This window comes from Gryllotalpicola protaetiae, from assembly GCF_003627055.1.
Taxonomy (GTDB): domain Bacteria; phylum Actinomycetota; class Actinomycetes; order Actinomycetales; family Microbacteriaceae; genus Gryllotalpicola; species Gryllotalpicola protaetiae.
The window spans coordinates 2,094,081-2,110,998 of the sequence record NZ_CP032624.1 but is presented as its reverse complement, the minus strand read 5'-3'; the positions used below and the strand labels follow the sequence as shown (position 1 = coordinate 2,110,998).

Sequence of the window (16,918 nt, the reverse complement as noted above, 5' to 3'; positions counted from 1 at the left end):
GAGCGTCGCCGGGAAGTGGCCTCTCGCGAGGTCTGCCATCCTGGCGAGGTGACCGAGATCAATGAACTTGAATCGGATGCTTCGCAGGTGCTGCTTCGCCACGCGAGAGTTGCCGCGCGAACGTTCGCTGCGGCCGGAATCTCCAGTGCCGCTGGCGTGGAGACGGCGGCCATGAAGGTTGACCTCGTTCAGTTCGATGCGGTGCTCGACCTTGTCATGGAGGCCGCTTGTGATCAGCTGCGGGATGCCATCCTGAGCGCACACCCCACCCGCCAGGCATCCGAAGCCGACGCGATCGCACTGGATTTTCTTGCATCGTGGGGCAAATCCGTCGCGGCGGAAGGTCCGCTGATCGCACGCGGCGACGACGCGGCGCTCGCACAGCTCGAGGCCGATCGCGGACACCTTCTCGCCCGTCTTCTCGCGCAGGCCGCTGGCGAGTAGGGCTTCGGCCGTCACAACGGCGGTCATGACAGCGACGTCGCGGTGCGGTTAGTCCCTGGCACTCGCACCGGCCAGCTGGTCACCCGAACCGCGGCCGGCTCGACTTCGGGCCGCGGCGCGCGCACTGCGCGCGCGGGCACGTGTCGAAGGGAGGGTGCGACCGCGTCAGCCACGATCTCGGTGTCGTCGCGGAGGCGCCCGCTCTTGGCATCCGTCACGTGGCGGAACTTGAGGTCCCCGGTGACGATAGCCATGTCGCCCTTCGCGGGGCTGTCGCACACGTTCTGGCCGATACGACCAAACGCGATGACGTGGTGCACGTCGGTGTCCCCGTCGATCCACTCGCCGTCCTGCCGCTTGCGATCACTGACTTGGACGATGAATCTCGTGAATTTTGTTCCGCTGGACGATTCGCCCGGCATCGGGTCGGCGGCGAGGCTGCCCTCGATCGCCAGGTGAACTCGAGTACTCATCCGTCTCCGCCTTTCGCAACGGGTGACCCCTGAGCAGGAATCGCTCTTACTTGCACGTTGCACAGACGGAGCGAAAGTCGCGCGCAGAACGCGCGCACGGCGTCAGGGGGTCGCCGCCATCGAGGTGATTCGCTGACGCGCCATGTGCAGGCTGTGACGCGGCGGATGCCTCCTTCACTGGGGGTCGCCTCGTTCCTGACGCAGCCCGTAGACAGTGGATGGCTGATCTGAGGGGGAACTAGACGTGAGCGGTCCGAGAGACTGGTCGCCAGCTGGCTACTGGGACGAGAGTCCGGCGCGCACGAGCCGTCCGGTGTACACCCTGACCCGAGTCAGGCCGCGACCGCTGAATGGCCTCGTCTCTGTGCTGCTCGGACTGATCGCGACAGCGCTTCCTCTGCTCGCGGTTTCCAGGCCGGGCTACACCGGGTGGGTCATCACCACCGCTGGCATCTCCGCTGTCGCCCTCGCCGTGCGGTACCGGCACGCGGGCGGTGGGCTCTTCCTATCGGCCGTGGGCGGCACTCTCGGCGTCGTCGGCACAATCCTGTGCCTCTGGTCGCTTGCCGCCTTCTATCTGCCCGGTCACGTGCCGACCATGCCGAACCTGCAGACCGCAAACGCAGCATCCGCACCAGCGATACCTGTCGCGCTACCGCCGAGTCCAGTCAATCCCGCGCCCGCGGCTAGGGTCGTCGCTCCGTTCGACGGTGCCGACGTCGACCCGACGAACCAGCTTCACGCGAACCTTGTGCACGTCGCGATCGAGTTCGGCGCGGTTCTGCAATACGACAAGGCGCACGGGATGCTTCCCTCCGTGCTCAGCGTCGAGCCTGACGGCACCGTCGTGTCGCCCGGTGCGACATACGCCAAGATCGCGCCGTACATGTCGGTCGAGTACGGCGTCACGCCGGGCTCCTACACGTTCACCGTGCGCGACACCGTCAGCGGGATGGCGGTCGGCGTCGACCCGGACGCGAACAAAGTGGTCGACCGATAGGCATCGCCAGGCCGCATACGGGACCGCTCAGTACCCGTAGCTCGAGCTGATGGCGTGCGCCGCTTGAAATGTGGCAACGATCAGTATGACGCCGATCAGCCATCCCAACACCGCGAGTCCGTTCAGAACGAGACCCCAAATGGCGAACGTCTTCCCTGACGGTTCTCGCTGGAGACCAAGTCCCGACAGGATCAGGCCGACCACCGGGACGATGAGCGTCCAGCCGAACCCGAACGACACGAACCCGAGCACGAAGCCGGAGATCGAGCGGCCCTTCGGACGCGTCTGCACAATGACAGTCGGCGGGTAGCAGTAGTACTGCTGCTGCGTGTACCGGTCGGACAACGTAGTCCCCCTCTCATAGATCCGCATTGACGCGACCTGCTTCACTCTCGGTTGCGCCCCGCGCACGGACCCCGTCGTCGGCTTCCTCCGGTGAGACTCCCCGACCGGCCGCTACCGCACAAGACGCCACTTCGGGCGGCAGAGTGGGTACGGTCAAGTCGACCTGCAGGACATTGCTGACGCCGCATTTCCCACCTCCCAATTGGGCGCCGCCATGAGGTGGACTACGAACGTCGCCGTCACCCTCCAATAGCATCCGAGAAGGGTGCTGTTGCACGTATCGCCCGCTCGATAGCGTCGGCGACCTTCGTCTGTGCCACAAGAACCTCGACGCGGTGATCGCCGGACTTGAGCATTGAGCGCTTGAAGCCCGCCGCAATCACGACAGGCTTCCAATGCGGAAGTTATCTAGGGACTGAGAATGACGGCAAGCGCCAACTGGCGGTCACGAGGCTCAAGTTGCGCAACCAGGCCGAGCGCGTAATTCGCTGCAGATTCGTGTCCGATCTGTTGGGCGATCTGGGAAAACATCAGCCGAAATCCCCGTTCAAATGCCTCACCCCATAAAGCCCCCGCTTCGCGATGCCCCGCATCGACGACGAAGACAAGGGAAGATGGCCCCAGCCAGGGCTGGAGCAGAAGGCGATGCAGCAGGTTGGTGTGATTGTCGAGCACGGCCGATGGGCTTCCAGCCACATCCGCGAGGTATTTAAAGGCGATTGCGGTCCAGCCTGCGAGCTGATCCGGTAGCGCGACGACTGCGCCCATCGCGTGCACGACGAAGTCAACTTTCTCAAGCGCATTGTCCGGGCCGCCGTGGAGAATCCATGCTGCGAGACCCTCGGGCGCCATCTGATCGATCTGACTTACCTCGTCAATGACGGCATTTCGATACGCGACGCCGATCGTCCAGTTATGGATCAGTTCAGCATCAAGCTGATTGGCCTCCCCGGACGGAATGGTGCCATCGCGGCGCAGGTACTCAACGAGCGCCGGCGTCCCAAATGTGTCGGCGCCCATTTCGCGAGCAACCGCACGAGTCGCGGCGTCGTCGCACCACAGTGGGCGGTCAGTCTTTACGGCGAGATCCAGGGATGCCAGCCATATCCCGTCCGCGCCGCCACCAATATGCTCGGCGAAACTAGTGACGTAAGGCCAACCGGACTGCCGGCTGGATCGCAGGAAGAGGCTGACGAGGCGGACGGCCGTCCTCCGTTGCTGGTCATGCTCGATTGGGTCAGCTAGAGCAAAGGTCGCGGCACGATCCGCCGTACTCGAGAAGAAGGTGCCCCCTGGGGCGCGGTTGAATGCCTCCCGTGCCGCCACAGCGTCGAGCATCTGTTCCGAGGCGGTAGTCAACTCAGGCAACTTCGCAATAAGCAAATCGGCGTTAGCCTCCCGGAGCAGTGCCAGCGTGAAGAGTGCTGTCACGTCCACGACGGCGCCGAGACTTAGCGCCAAAGCGATGGCTTGAAACTCATCGTCAGGCCTCAAAGAACCGGCGTATCGGGGGGACTTATGTCGAATATTGAGAAGCTCCGCTACGTGTTTGCCGGCCGGGCGGGCCGCAAAGCCGATGGGGAGAGTACCTTTTGTGATGCCTTCGTCGAGAGGTTTGAGAGTCTTCTCGCGCGTACCGACGGCCTCGTCGAGGGCCGCAATGATCGCGGTGGCGTCCGCACCCTCTTCGATAGTTAGCGCGCGTACCGGACTCTGCCCCGGATAGTCGCGCTCAAACCGCTGTAGCAACGCATTGAAGTTCAGCTCCTCCACGGGCTCCGTGATCGGAGCAGACAGTAACGCGCCGAGTGCCATGTTGCGCACGTCAGAGTTCTCAGCGAAGCCGTTCGCGACCTCGAAGAACTCGCGGAGCGTCGCCATTTCGCTGCCGTGGAGGCGAAACATCTCAAGCCACGTCATCGCCTCGTCCGGGATCCGGGGCCTCGGGCCCGGCTTTCCGACCTTCCAGTCGAGATAGGCCTGGTCAACGTCGCCGGAATTGCGTCTGATCCGCACCACCGCCCACTGTGCCGAGGTAGATGACGGATCTAGGCGAAGGAGCATTTGCGCGCTGGCAAGCGCGGTAGTCCAGTCTCCTATCGAGCTTGCCGCCTCCACCTGGACTCGATAAGCGCCGGCCCTGTTACCCCACGACGCGCCTCCCGCATCGAGTGCCTTAGTTGCACGGTCGATGGCCAAGCGACTCTCGCGCTCAAGTAAGTGTGTATGAGCAGCCTTCAGCCACAGTTCCGGATCCACCCATGCCGCAGCCGCTTGTTCGGCAACAAATATGACGTCCCGCCGTCGGCCTGACTTTTCAAAGAAGGTGATGAGCGAGAAGGCGATCGTAGGTCTTTCGATGGCGCGTGCTTTGGCCCGCGCTTCGGCCCCTGGCGTTCCCGCATAGAGCCCCGCGGCAATCTCAAGCTCTTCAGCGGTTTCAGGGTTGTCAGCGCGAAGCTCGTCGATAAAGGGATGCACGACGCCCCGTGACGCCAAACGGAAGGCAAGCTGAGCCTTCTGGCTCCAGTCGTCTACAGCGTCTATCGCACGGGCGAGCAGTTCATTAGCACCGTCCTGGTCGTTCAATGCTTCTGCCTCGAACGACGCAACTTGTAGGCGAATCCACTCAGGCGTGCTCTCGTCGACCAGGTCCTTCGCACCGGGTACGTTCCCGAGCAGACCCATCGCTACAATCGCTTCGCGTCGAACGTCCGGATGCATAGCCTCCTCCGGAGTCGCCTCGGGCGGTCGCGCGAGGGAAAAGGCCAGCTCGATGTCGGCCAGCATTACCGCGGCCTTCACAGCCTTCGCGACAGCAGTGCCAGCTGTGAGTCCCCAGCGTCGGCGCGCATTCCGAATCTCGAGGGCGAGAGACAGTGCCGAAGTTAGGTCCGGCGCATGCGATCCGTGATGGTATCCGCTACGGCGGATGTATGCCTCAACGGCATTGATACCCGCGCCACCGAAGGATTCCTCGCGATACGCCGTGGTGCCGTAATGGATCGCCTCATCGAAGTTGCGCAGATCCGCCAAGCAATCGACGATCAAGGCTGCCCGCAGGCTCGCCTGCATCTGAGATCTTGTGTCCCATTCTCGCAGGTATTCAATTCGGTCTTCGAGTCGGCCGGTCGTGAGCGCCGCCAAAAGTGGATGCGTCACAATATCGGCGACCGAGGCGAGCTTCTCCTGGTCGGTCTTGGAGGACTCGACCAACAGGAGTCGCGCGCGCCAATATTCTGTCGGCGCCGCACCAGCCGAGACCGCGGCCTGAAACCAGTGCCGCGCCGCAGCCGCTGCGCCGATCTCCACTGACAGTTCGCCAAGCCATCCGAGCAGAGATCCCTCGAATGGTAACCACTCGGGTCGGGCAGCAGTCCATGCGGATAGTTGCTCGCTTCGATTCGGGGAGTTGACAAGCAGGTGGAGAAGCTTGTCGACCGGATCGCCGAGGACGCGGCGTAGCACCGAAAGGTCCGCTGCGAGAGGCGGTGAGATTCTGGCCAAGTTGGCTTGCCACAACGGCTCGCGCGCCCCGCCATCCAGAGTGAGCGCGGCGAAACCGCTCGTCATCTCGTCTCGAATGCCGAGGTCTCGCTCAGCTTGTTCAGATGCACCCAGATACGCCGTGCGGCTCAGTTCGAAAAGCTTGTCGCTCGAGAGCCGAGAGCCATCCGCGTGGATAGCTCTCACGGTTGCCAAACGGTGCTTGGCCCGGACGATGTCGCCTGGTTTCCGCCGCTTGACCGCCGCCCTTACCGCTCGCTCGCGCAAGACAGCTCGCAGCGCCGTTGCCGACACTGCGTATCCATCTTCGGCCGCGGTCACTTGTACCTGGTGCGCGACTCTCCAGGTGAACGAGAGTTTGCGGAGCAGCCGACCAACTAGCTCCAAGAGCTTGCCAAGCAGCGTGTCCATCATGGCTCCGCTAAATGGGTCTGACATCGATTCGAACTGCTTCCCGAGCGCTCACGATTGCACCTTTACACATACCCGCGCCGCGAGGGCGCTCCGACCGATACTGAATCTGACGATTCATCACGCGCGCAGTCTCGCACGCACCAACGTCATTGCGGGCGATCGAGGTCGCGGTGGCGCCCTCGCCGGGGCGCGGATCGCGTCGCCGGTGGATGCTTACGCGAGCGACGAAGTCAATGCCTAAATCAGGCAGGACCCAGGTCAACCCTGCATGCGGCAAGCGCGGGATCGCTGTGTCAATCCACGACGTGGCATTGCCACCTGCGATCAGCACAATGCACGCAGGCACCACGGGGTGGAAGTGCGCGCCGTTTGCGCGCCGGAACCGCATCGACTGGTGCAAGTAATAAGTGTGAGAGGCGGAATAGCCAGATGGAAACGCGGCGAGCACGCCCAAGGCGTGAGGCAGGCGATCGCCTATGCCTTCGGGGGCGTGTGCGACTCCACCCTGACTGCGCGCACAGCTGAAGGCGTGCTCGCCGCAGCGGACTATGCCGATGCCGTGATGACCCGGTACGTCGTCGAGCACGGCACGATCCGTGACGATCTTCTCACCCGCCCGCAGCTGCTCGATTGGATCGACGGGAACGACCCGTTGACAGGAGAACCGCGAGGCACGCGCTTTGAATCGCCAACAGCCGACCTGATCCTCGACGCCACGATCAACGCGCCGAAGTCGTTCTCCATCGCCGCGATGCTCGACCGGGAACTCGCCGCCGCCTACGAGGATCTGCAAGACCGCCTCCGCGACCGGATCATCAAGCTGTGGCAGGTCGAACTCAACTCCCGGCGCGGTCACGCCGGCGCAATCCGCGAAGACCTCGCACGCATCGAAGTCGTCGAGCTCAAGCACGAGCGCTCACGGTCGCTCGACCCGCATAAGCACCGCCACCTGTGGCTCAACGTCAAAGTCCAGGGCGAAGACGGCAGGTGGTCCAACCTCGACACTCGAGTGGCGCTGCGCTTCCAGAACGTCATCAACGCCGAAGGCGACCTCGCCGCCCGCACCGACCCCGCCTGGCTCACGGCCCTCGCCGCCAAAGGCTTCACACTCAACGATGACGGCGAGATCGAGCAGCTGGCGCACCTTGTGCGTCCGCTCTCGAAGCGCGCCGCGCAGATCGAAGCGAACAAGGCCGAGCGAACCCGTTGGTGGAAAGAGCGCCACCCCGGGCAAGAGCCATCACGAACCGTGCTCGACCAGATCGACCGGTGGGCTTGGGCCGCTCGCCGCCCCGACAAGCCGGGCCGGCTCGACGAAGACGAATGGGCCGCCCGCATCCGCCGCGAACTCACCGAAGCAGACCGTGGGCTCAACAAGGCGCGGCCTGCTGCCGGCATCCGTCAGCTGGCTATCGCCGACCTCGATCTCGACCTGCTTGCCGCGAAGGCGATCGTCGACGCCGACGCTCGCTCGACGGGCACAGGCGGACGCTTCAGCATCATGGATGTCCGCGCTGGCGCCATCCGTGCGGTGGCGGCATCCGGCACCGTCGCCGACCGGGTCGAGCTCGACGCGCTGCTCAGCGCGGTCGTCAGGAGCGCGGTGAAGACGCACACCGTCACCCTGCTGAGCGAGCCCGACATTCCCGCCCACGTCAAGCGACTCATGGGGACCAACACTGCGGTCCTCAAGGCGACGCTCGCGCGCCGCGTCGAGGCGCTGTCGACTCCGGGCATCCCGCTCAACCTCGAATCAATCCGGCTGATCGCCGGCGTGCTCGACCCCGCTCGCGCCCTCGACCTGAACCAAGCCGACGCCGCGTCAGCGATCGCGGGCACGGCGCGGAGCGTCGCGATCTCCGGGCCGGCGGGCACCGGCAAGACGACGATGCTCAAGGTGGCGATCGCTGCGCTGCGCCGCCAGGGGCGCAATACGATCATCGTGGCGCCGACGAAGAAGGCCGCCGCGGTCGCCGGGCGCGAGACTGGCAGCGCCTCGTCGTCGCTGCACCAGCTGCTGCACGACTACGGGTGGCGCTGGGCGGCCGATGAGGCAGGTGCGACCAAGTGGACGCGCCTGCAGCCCGGCGACACCGACCCGCAGTCGGGCGCGGTCTACGGCGGCCCGACGATCGCGATTCGCCCGACCGACCGCATCGTCGTCGATGAAGCCGGAATGCTCGATCTCGAGGCGGCATCCGCTCTCGTCGACGTCCTCGAGCAAACCGGTGCCGGAGTTGCCGTCGTCGGCGACGAACTTCAGGCGCTGCCCGTCGGGCACTCCGGAGCGATGGCGCTCTTCTGGAGCCGCGCGGCCAACCAGGTCGAGCTGTCGACGATCCACCGCTACAGCGACCCCACGTGGGCGGATCTCACCATGCGGCTGCGCGACCCGCGCGGCGCCGACGAAGCCGCGGCGGTCGCGAAGGAGCTCGTCACAACCGGGCACGTGAAGCTGGCCAACAACGACGTTGAAGCGCAGCAAGCGATGACGGATGCCTGGTTCGAAAGTCGCCGCCGCGGCGAGAGCCTCGCTCTGGTCGCCGCGACGCACAGCGAAGCGCAAGTCATCAGCGAAGCGATTCAGATGCGCCGTCTCGAGACGGGCGAGCTTCGCGCCGAGCATTCGACGGCCGGCCAGGGCGGGCAGGCCATCTTCATTGGCGACGTGGTCCAGACCCGTCGCAACGACCGCACGTCCGATGTTCAGAACCGCCAGAACTGGGTGGTCAAGGCAATCAGTCGCGACCACGTGACACTGGCGTCCACCTCGGACTCACTCGAACCGCGCAAGATCACACACGACTACGCGGCGGCCCACCTTCACCTCGGCTACGCGACCACGGCGCACGGCATCCAGGGCGAGACGACGGACCGGTCCCTCGTAGGTCCTGGCGTCGATGCAGCCGGCCTATACGTCGGACTCACCCGAGGCAAGCGCGACAACACAGTCGTCCTAGTGGCGCCGAGCGGGGCGTCTGCCCGCGCGCAGCTCGCTGAGATGATGCAGCGACAAGTCATCGAGGAGACGATGGATAAATCGCGTGCGGCGGCGCAGAACGAGCTCAGCCGTGCGGCGAGGGCGCATCAGGGAAGCGAGCCGACCGTTCTTCCGACAAGAGGTAATGGCGGCCTCAGCCTTCGATAGACGCGCGACCGATGCCGGGACCAGGCGCCAACCCGGTCGCGCGAAGTTCCCGTCCGAGCGCGTTGGCGCCGTCGAGAGTGCCGTCGTGGGAGCCGCACCGAAAGAGCGCGACGCCGAGCTGGTCGGCGCGCTGCTGGGCTATTGGACGGATCCCTCCACGCATGAAGAAAAAAGGGGCGTGCGGCCGTCAGCGGCCGCAGCCAATGCGGCACGTTCGACGAGGTCGACGTCGGTGTTCCCGCGACGGTTGTCGACCCGTGCGACGTAGCCGTCGCCGTACAGGTCGCATCACAGCGGCGCGTTACCCGTCGCTTGGACGACGTCAGCGGCGCCGAGCTAGACCATCCACTCTCGACAGATGTCAGCTGCGCCTTCGTCAAATGCGCCGCATGGCGCTGGCCGGAAGGGCTCGAGATCCACAAGCCAAGTTTGCACGGTACGCATGACTCTGATCACGGCACACCCAACCCGATGTCGCATTCTTGGCGCCGCTCGGAAGAGAATCGATGAGATTGGCTCTACCGGCTGGAGACGTGTTACTCGCATGGCCCGTCGAGCGCTGGGAGATTCGTGGGCCAAGGAAGAGACGGTCGTCCGTACCAGGACAACAGGTTCGCACAGTTTTTTGGTGCGTCGGCGTCGGCATGCGGCCGGCACGGTTCTGGTGGCGAAGTTCGCGGTGAACGGTGCTTCGGTATACGAGAGCAGCAGATCGAGCTCGGGGTGTCCGCTTGCGGCCGAGCGTCCCCGGCGTCGGAGTCGCGCTTCCGGGCGGCTGCGTGGTGGTTGAATCGCGAGAGTGACCAACGTTGACTTGACCCGGCTCCCGACCGGCGAAATGGGGTGGGCGCGCTTTGTCGAGTGGGCGACTGCCTCGGACGACCGCGTTGAGAGGTATTTCCTCGAGCTGAAGTCCGATGTTGATCTGAACGTGAAAAAGGATCGACACAAGGTCGCGAAGTGGGTGCTTGGGGCAGCCAACCGCGATCCGGCGCGAGCTGCGAAGCGTTTCGGTGGTTGCGCGCTGATGCTGCTGGGCGTCTCAAAGGGAGCCACCACCGGCATTCCCGGCTTCGAGGCGAAGGACCTGGCGAGGGAGGTCCAGAAGTTCACTGGCGCTGACGGCCCGGAGTGGGACTTCGAACGCATTCCTGTCGATGAGAGCCGGGATGTTGTTGTGATCGTCGTCGAGCCGCCGACGGGTCGCATTTGGCCCTGCCTCGCCGACGGCGAGGGACTGGTCAACGGTGACGTCTACCTGCGTGGTGATGGCGAGACGCACAAGGCGACCGGGGCGGAGCTTCAGGCGATGCTCGCGCGTACCGCAGTGAAGACACGGATTCCCGAGGTGCGTGTCGAACTGATGGGTCCAGTCAATGTCATCCGAGCGGATAGCGGGTTGCTCTCCGAGTGGATCGGCCGGCAGGCGGATGAGTATCTGGCCCGGATCTCTGCCCCGGCTTCGTCGCCTTTCGGTGGCATCCTGAGCACGGTCGGTTCTCTGGAGCGTCGGACGAAGGAAGAGTTCGAAGGGCAGGTGGCGCGTTGGCGCGAGCGGGCTTCTGCGGATCCCTTCGCGGGTATCGCCGGCATGGCAGCATCCCTCGGCGCCGGGATTCGCCTGCGGGTCACCAACTCCAAGGTCTTCCTGCGCGATGTGCGCGTCGATATTGCATTCGATGGGGAGATCCGCGCGCTGGAATGGCTCGACCGCGACGATGCGTCGACCGAGGTGTTTCCTGATCGGCCGCGCAAGTGGGGTACCGACAGCTACGACTTGGCGAGCCTGTCAATAGCTGCCAATGTCGCCCGGATCGCACGTGATATGGACGGGGTTCCTCGGATCGTGAATGAGCGCCCGGCGAAGCTGTCGATGTCGATGGCGGTACTTCGGCCAGATGAGGACTATCAGAGCGAGGACGACGAGGTCGTACTCGCGATTATCGGTGATGGAGCCCTCCCGGAACACGTCACGGCGCGATGGCGGCTGACGGCGGGGGACATCGATGATGTCCTCGAAGGCGAGGTTGAAGTTCCGGGTGTCTTCTTCGATTGGGTCGAGCCTCTGCGCGATTTGCTTGTCGACTAGTCAGCCGACCGATGGGCCCTGTCTCTGCTGTACAACGGGGCGGCGGTGTCGGAAGGCAGGCACAAGTTGACTGCGGCTGAGGGTGCTCTGCCTGTCTATCGTGGTTACGCGCGGCGCTCGGTAATGGCGAGGTCGCGAGTTGCGGGTGAGAACTTCCCGAAGGTGCCCAGCGCTGAAGCGTTCAGCGACTGACGAACATCCGCGGGCCGGTTCACGGAGTCCGCGGTGCTGCGATCCAATGGGCCGCCACGCGTCAGATCACTCCTCTTCCGGGACAGGGTCAAGGACATGCAGGTGGGAGATGCCGGCTTGATTCACGCAATCTTCAGCGAGCTGGTAAACCTGCCCGTGAAAGTCGCGAGCTGATTCCGAGGCGATCAGAGTCGTGCGCACGGGCGAAAAGATGCGGAGCGCTCTCGCCGTGCTATCAAAGGCGTTTCCCTGTGCGTCATTCTCGAGGAACCGGAGGTCGCCAATGCCTGACCATTCGATCCCGACCCGCACGTCGTACTCGCTGAGGTCCGATACCGATGAGGCGGCACGCACGAGAGCCGAGAAGTCCGCGACCGCGCATTCGATGCCCCGCGCTTCGACCTCGTGCCCGCCAAAGTATTCGGTTGCGGTCTTGCGGTGACCGCCGACTGCGGCGACGAGGCTCACCGATCCGTCGTGGTGGACGCTTGCTCGTGCTTCCTGCCAGTTGGCTTCTCCGGTCGGAGCGGTGTCTGCGACCCACCTCCGCAAGCCGGTACGCGGGTTGAGAATCTCGATCTTTTCGAGCGGATGTACTCCGACGTTGCGCGAGTAGGTGAGGGCGATCTTCTGGGCGTCGCGATAGATCCGCCGTGCGTCGTCGCGTGACAGGCGGTGGGAAACGTTGGGGATGCGCGGGGTGGCGACGGCAACGAATAGCGCGTGCGCACTGGTGTCGTGATAGCCAGCCGCTTCGGCGTATAGCGAGTCAGTGGCCTGGGTGACGTGCAGTCTCTCGTCGAAGCGCGCCCGATACATGGCCTCGATCTGTCGCTCCTTCATCCAAGCGGTGTCGGCGTCGTTGCGGATCGGAGCTCCGAAGAGATCGTTCTTGTAGATCAGATGAGGACCGTCGATGCTGGGCGGAACAACGACAGCGACCGCGTGTGGGTCTTCGCCGAGGCGGTGGATCTCGAGCCCGAAGATCGGTGGGGAGATCGCAGTCACTGCTGCGCTCCGATACGCCCGCTCATGGATTTCGGTGAACTCGCCGGCGTCGATGCGTTCAGTCGCCGCTTTCTGACTCTCGCGAACCCCGTAGATGATCACGCCGCCGCCGCTGTTGGCCATGGCTGCCACGTCCTTGGGCACGTCCGTCTGCGAGATCCCGCTGACGGGCGGGAGTTCGGACTTCCAGTCCAGGTCGTGAGTTTCAACGACCTGGGCCGATACGGCGGCATCAAGGACGTCATTGGTTAGCGGCCCAGGGGGCAGCCCCAGTGCGCGATGCAGTGCTGTAAAGCTCACGTCGAAACAATACGGCTGACGGGTGGCCTCGCTGTCGACCATTCCCCATATGCCCATATGGGATGCCCCTCCTGACGCCAAATTCCTGGGTAGATGATTCGGTGCTGTGGGGCTCACGCGCGGGAAGTGGGCCACTCCCCGGTTTCACGCAGCAACGAGGCAATCAGCCCCGAAAACGGTCGTCGTATGTCGCGCCTTCCCACCCTGGTAGGTTCTCGTTCAACCAATGGCGGCGTTCCGGCACCAGAGTCCCTTCGCGCGCCCTCACGCGCTGCTTCTTCAGCCATTCGCCGAGAGCGAATGTCTGCCGATCCGATGGCGTGCGTGTCGGCGACGCTCTGTGCTCCTCGGTGAAAGCGACGACGCACCGCGCCTGCTCCTCCCACTCTGCAAACACGGGGTCGGATGCTCCCCGCTGACCCGCGCAGGTACTGGACGAGTTCGCCGCCGATGCGCGGGCGCGAAGACAACGCACCTGCTCGCAATTCAGCAATTTCACCATGCCGTCTTTATGTGCGGCACTGCCCTGGTGAGCGCCGCGGACCGACAGCTTAGTTCGGCAGTGAGCATCGCGCTTATGCGCGGATAGTGCGCTCCGGCAGCCTCCGGCGGAGACTCCGCCTGAGCACACGGAGGAGGACGCCGTTCAGCCGCGCCTCATCGCGCGGCGGTTCGGCGGCTAGAAAGTGAGGCAGCCGCGGCCCAGAAGATGGCGCCTTCCGGGCCGCCGCCGAGTTGTCAGAACGTCGGCAGATCCAAGAGGTTGTTCGTCCACTTGCCGTCGGCGTGGGTGCGCAGATACGCCTGCCCGACAGTCGGGTGGACGACACCCACCTGGACGCGGTTCGCGCCGGAACCGACGAAGGCCTTTCCGCCCTCGGAATCGATCCAGGTGACAAGCGATAGCTTGTCGTTCTCGCCGACCTTTCCGTCTTCGATGCCTTTCCACTTGTAGCGGACGATCGTCTCGTGCGTCTTAACCGTGCTGCCATAGCGGACGTGCGTGATTTCGATACTCATGCGTGCTCCTCGGGTTCGGGCGGGTGCGGCAGTCGAGCGCCGCAGTCGATAGCCTTCCGTGACCTACCGACATCGAGTCGATATGAGGCGCCGGGCACGGGAGTGGTCAGCACATGCGCAGTCGGCAGCCTCGGTCCTGGCGCGCACCAGCGGGGAACCAGTCCTGGGCGAAATGCACGATGGCGGCATGCAGGCGGAGCACCATGCGTACACGTGGATCCTCGCGGCCAGCACTGGGGATGCTCGTTCGCAGGGGTTGCCCCGGTCTCCAACGTGTAGATGCCGAGCGCGAGTGAACTGGTGCGGAAGGATCGTGCCTGTATCGGTACTTCGGCGGCGGGGACAGTCTTGAGAAACTATCGCAATCTTTCTGATCACGACTTCGAGCTGCTGGTTGCCGATCTTCTGCGCGCCGAGTCGGGCCATCAGTATGAGGTCTTCGCCCGCGGCCCTGACCTCGGTGTCGATCTCCGCCGATTGGACGCGGATGAGCGTCTCCACATTGTCCAGTGCAAGCAGATGGCAGACAGCACGTTTCCGCAGCTGAACGCCGCCGCGAGATCCGAGGCGGCCAAGGTCGCGCGGCTACTCCCTAGTCCGGATAGCTACAGATTGGTGACGTCGCGCCGCCTCACCGCCGGCAACAAGCACACCTTGCGTGCCACTCTCTCCCCGTGGATCGCGCGCGACGACCAGATTCTCGGGGAAGACGACCTGGAGCTCCTGCTGAATCAGCACCCCGAGGTGGAGCGCGCGCATCTCAAGCTCTGGCTCAGCAGTCGGGCGCAGTTGGAACAAGTCATCCACTCCGGAACGTGGCAGCGCAGCCGGGCGCTGCTGGAGGACATTCGACGAGACCTGCCGCTCCTCGTAGACACCGGCGCCTTCAACACGGCCCACGACCGTCTGAACACAGAACGCGTCCTCGTTATCTCCGGGCCGCCGGGAATCGGAAAGACCACGCTCGCGCGAATGCTTGTGGCCGACGCCGTCGCCGCCGGCTACGAGCCCGTGGAACTGTCCTCCGACGTGAGTGAGGGATTCGAGGTCCTCGACACGACGCGCAAGCAGATCTTCGTCTACGACGACTTCCTCGGCTCCAACTTCCTTCACTCGCGCCTGACGAAAAACGAAGACAGGCGCCTGGCCTCCTTCATGCGCTCCTGCCGCGCCTCGGCGAACTCGTTGTTCATCCTTACGACTCGCGAGCACATCCTGAACCAGGCCCTCTCCTGGTATGAGGCACTCGACGCCGCGGAAGTCCCGATTCACACGCTGCTGCTCGAACTCAGCGCTTATACGCGCTACGAACGAGCACAAATCCTCTACAACCACCTCTGGTTCTCGCCTTTGCGCGCACGAGGGGAGTTGACGTCTCTTGTCGCCGACTCCGCGTACCTTCGCATCGTCGATCACCCCAACTACACCCCACGCCTCATCGAGCACATCGCCCGCGCGACAGAGGAGTCCGCTGAACAAGAGACGACTCTGGACCGGGCAATAGAGCTGCTTGACCACCCGGACAGGATCTGGGCTCACGCGTTCGAACACGAACTTGACGCCGACTGCCGGGACATCGTCCTCCTCGTCAGCTCCTTTCCTTACTCCGTGCACCCGTCCGAACTCGAGCCCGCGCTGCAGCGTCTAGCGACGAGCCGAGGTCGAGAACTGGCACACGGAGCGCTGCATTCTGCGCTGCGAGTTCTCGATGATGCGTTCCTCGAATCCCACAAGGACGAGTACGCCCCGGCGGTGTCCGTCTCATTGATCAACCCATCCGTGGCGGACTTCGCTGCCTCGTGGCTGCGCCAGAACCCTCGCGACGCGTTGCTCTTGATTAACGAGACAACATACTTCGAACAGCTCGACTGGCTTCGCGCGGCGGTCATGCTCGCCGCGGAGCCGGCGCAACGCGTAGCACTCGAATCCGCGCTGTGCGCGGCCATCGTGCGCTGCTTCTCGATTCACCCAGCCGATGGTGAGCGCTTCCGGCCGAACCGACGCGCAGTCCACTTCTGGCGCATCAGCCCGGAGGTGCGAGTTCAGTTCGCCGTCATGGTCGGCCGGGAACTCAGTACTCCGAATCCGACCTACGACACGTGGTTGAAGCAGATGTGGCAGGCGGCCGTAAAGCGGTGGCAGAGCGGAACGGTCGGCGACATGGAAGTGGCTCTCGAACTCTTGGCCGAAGTCCCCGAGCGTGACCGTGAGATCGCCGCTGCCGCCGATGCGCTTGTCTACGCGGCCGATTCAGCAGACGACTGGCGCTCCATCGGCGACTGCCTTGAGGACGAGCCAGGACTCATCACGACACCGCGGGAAACGATCGCTGCGCTGTTCGAAACGTGGGTGAACTACAAGCTAATGGTGCCAGATGAGATTCTGGACGAGGACGTCTTCGCCGAGTTGGAGACGCTCGCCGAGGATCTCGGGGTCGACTGCTCGGGTTCACTCTGGGCGGAGGCGCACGATGAGATCCTCCGTCGGCCAGACATCGAGGACACCTACATCCCGCCGCACCCGATGACCCGTACGGAGCAGTCGGACGCTGCCCGCATCGATGTGCTTTTCGCCCACTTTGACCTCTTGTGATGTCGTCTATGCGTCCGTGCGCCGCCGCGCGCATCGTCCAGCGATCTCTAGCCTCGCCGCCCAAGTCGAAGAGCGGCACAGGTAAATCGCGATCCGCGGAGGTGGCCGCCAAGCGCCGTTGCTTACACGAGGTCGCCCCTGGGCGATTCAGCTTGGGACGCGGGTCACCGAAGCCCCGGAATGAGCAGCCAGCGTGTCGGGATGATAGTGAAGACGGATCCTGGTGCAGTCATTGGTGCCATGCACAACCTCAGAGCACTTTCCGGTGGGCGATTACCGTGGAATGTCCAGCAATTGCACGACGACGAGCGGGGCTGGGGCCCCGAGTCGCATCAAGGGGGATCGGCTTTGATGCGCGGTCGTGTCCGACAGGCGATTTTGGAGGT

Annotated in this window: 11 protein-coding genes; 5 read left to right on the top strand and 6 right to left on the bottom strand. The window is 64.2% G+C overall.

What is annotated here, in order from left to right:
* Positions 1 to 48 precede the first annotated feature (48 nt).
* A complete protein-coding gene (locus D7I44_RS10315) occupies positions 49 to 444 on the top strand; it encodes a hypothetical protein (protein WP_162940201.1) in 396 nt (131 codons plus the stop codon).
* A gap of 23 nt (positions 445 to 467) precedes the next feature.
* Here the strand turns inward: D7I44_RS10315 and D7I44_RS10310 are convergent, their stop codons facing one another.
* Positions 468 to 917, bottom strand: coding sequence for a single-stranded DNA-binding protein (locus D7I44_RS10310; protein ID WP_120789420.1), 450 nt, complete (start codon positions 915 to 917; stop codon positions 468 to 470).
* Positions 918 to 1,161: 244 nt separating this feature from the next.
* Between D7I44_RS10310 and D7I44_RS10305 the strand changes: the two genes are divergently transcribed.
* Entirely contained in the window at positions 1,162 to 1,917 is a 756-nt protein-coding gene (locus tag D7I44_RS10305) for a hypothetical protein (protein WP_162940200.1), read from the top strand.
* A 27-nt stretch (positions 1,918 to 1,944) separates the two neighbouring features.
* Here the strand turns inward: D7I44_RS10305 and D7I44_RS10300 are convergent, their stop codons facing one another.
* On the bottom strand, positions 1,945 to 2,262 hold the full coding sequence (locus D7I44_RS10300) for a hypothetical protein (protein ID WP_162940199.1): 318 nt from the start codon (positions 2,260 to 2,262) through the stop codon (positions 1,945 to 1,947).
* A 408-nt stretch (positions 2,263 to 2,670) separates the two neighbouring features.
* Positions 2,671 to 6,180, bottom strand: a complete 3,510-nt coding sequence (locus D7I44_RS10295; RefSeq protein ID WP_162940198.1) for a tetratricopeptide repeat protein — start codon at positions 6,178 to 6,180, stop codon at positions 2,671 to 2,673.
* Positions 6,181 to 6,640: 460 nt separating this feature from the next.
* Here D7I44_RS10295 and D7I44_RS10290 point away from each other — a divergent pair, with 460 nt between their 5' ends.
* A complete protein-coding gene (locus tag D7I44_RS10290; protein ID WP_245979528.1) occupies positions 6,641 to 9,331 on the top strand; it encodes an AAA family ATPase in 2,691 nt (896 codons plus the stop codon).
* A gap of 799 nt (positions 9,332 to 10,130) precedes the next feature.
* Positions 10,131 to 11,420, top strand: coding sequence for a hypothetical protein (locus tag D7I44_RS10285; RefSeq protein ID WP_120789416.1), 1,290 nt, complete (start codon positions 10,131 to 10,133; stop codon positions 11,418 to 11,420).
* A 258-nt stretch (positions 11,421 to 11,678) separates the two neighbouring features.
* Here D7I44_RS10285 and D7I44_RS10280 read toward each other — a convergent pair whose 3' ends face one another.
* From D7I44_RS10280 to D7I44_RS10275, 3 genes are all read right to left on the bottom strand, one after another.
* Positions 11,679 to 12,962 carry an AlbA family DNA-binding domain-containing protein gene (locus D7I44_RS10280; protein WP_245979527.1) on the bottom strand — a complete coding sequence of 428 codons (1,284 nt, stop codon included), beginning with the start codon at positions 12,960 to 12,962 and terminating at the stop codon, positions 11,679 to 11,681.
* Positions 12,963 to 13,083: 121 nt separating this feature from the next.
* Entirely contained in the window at positions 13,084 to 13,422 is a 339-nt protein-coding gene (locus D7I44_RS18740; protein ID WP_425459310.1) for a helicase associated domain-containing protein, read from the bottom strand.
* A 236-nt stretch (positions 13,423 to 13,658) separates the two neighbouring features.
* Positions 13,659 to 13,940, bottom strand: a complete 282-nt coding sequence (locus D7I44_RS10275; protein WP_120789415.1) for a DUF3892 domain-containing protein — start codon at positions 13,938 to 13,940, stop codon at positions 13,659 to 13,661.
* A gap of 279 nt (positions 13,941 to 14,219) precedes the next feature.
* Here D7I44_RS10275 and D7I44_RS10270 point away from each other — a divergent pair, with 279 nt between their 5' ends.
* A complete protein-coding gene (locus D7I44_RS10270) occupies positions 14,220 to 16,532 on the top strand; it encodes an nSTAND3 domain-containing NTPase (protein WP_120789414.1) in 2,313 nt (770 codons plus the stop codon).
* Positions 16,533 to 16,918: the final 386 nt, after the last annotated feature.

Bases quoted from the DNA above. Each gene is read 5' to 3' on its own strand.
- D7I44_RS10310 (WP_120789420.1), bottom strand. From the start codon at position 917: ATGAGTACTCGAGTTCACCTGGCGATCGAGGGCAGCCTCGCCGCCGAC.
- D7I44_RS10295 (WP_162940198.1), bottom strand. From the start codon at position 6,180: ATGGACACGCTGCTTGGCAAGCTCTTGGAGCTAGTTGGTCGGCTGCTC.
- D7I44_RS10280 (WP_245979527.1), bottom strand. From the start codon at position 12,962: ATGGTCGACAGCGAGGCCACCCGTCAGCCGTATTGTTTCGACGTGAGC.
- D7I44_RS18740 (WP_425459310.1), bottom strand. From the start codon at position 13,422: ATGGTGAAATTGCTGAATTGCGAGCAGGTGCGTTGTCTTCGCGCCCGC.
- D7I44_RS10275 (WP_120789415.1), bottom strand. From the start codon at position 13,940: ATGAGTATCGAAATCACGCACGTCCGCTATGGCAGCACGGTTAAGACG.
- D7I44_RS10270 (WP_120789414.1), top strand. From the start codon at position 14,220: ATGCCGAGCGCGAGTGAACTGGTGCGGAAGGATCGTGCCTGTATCGGT.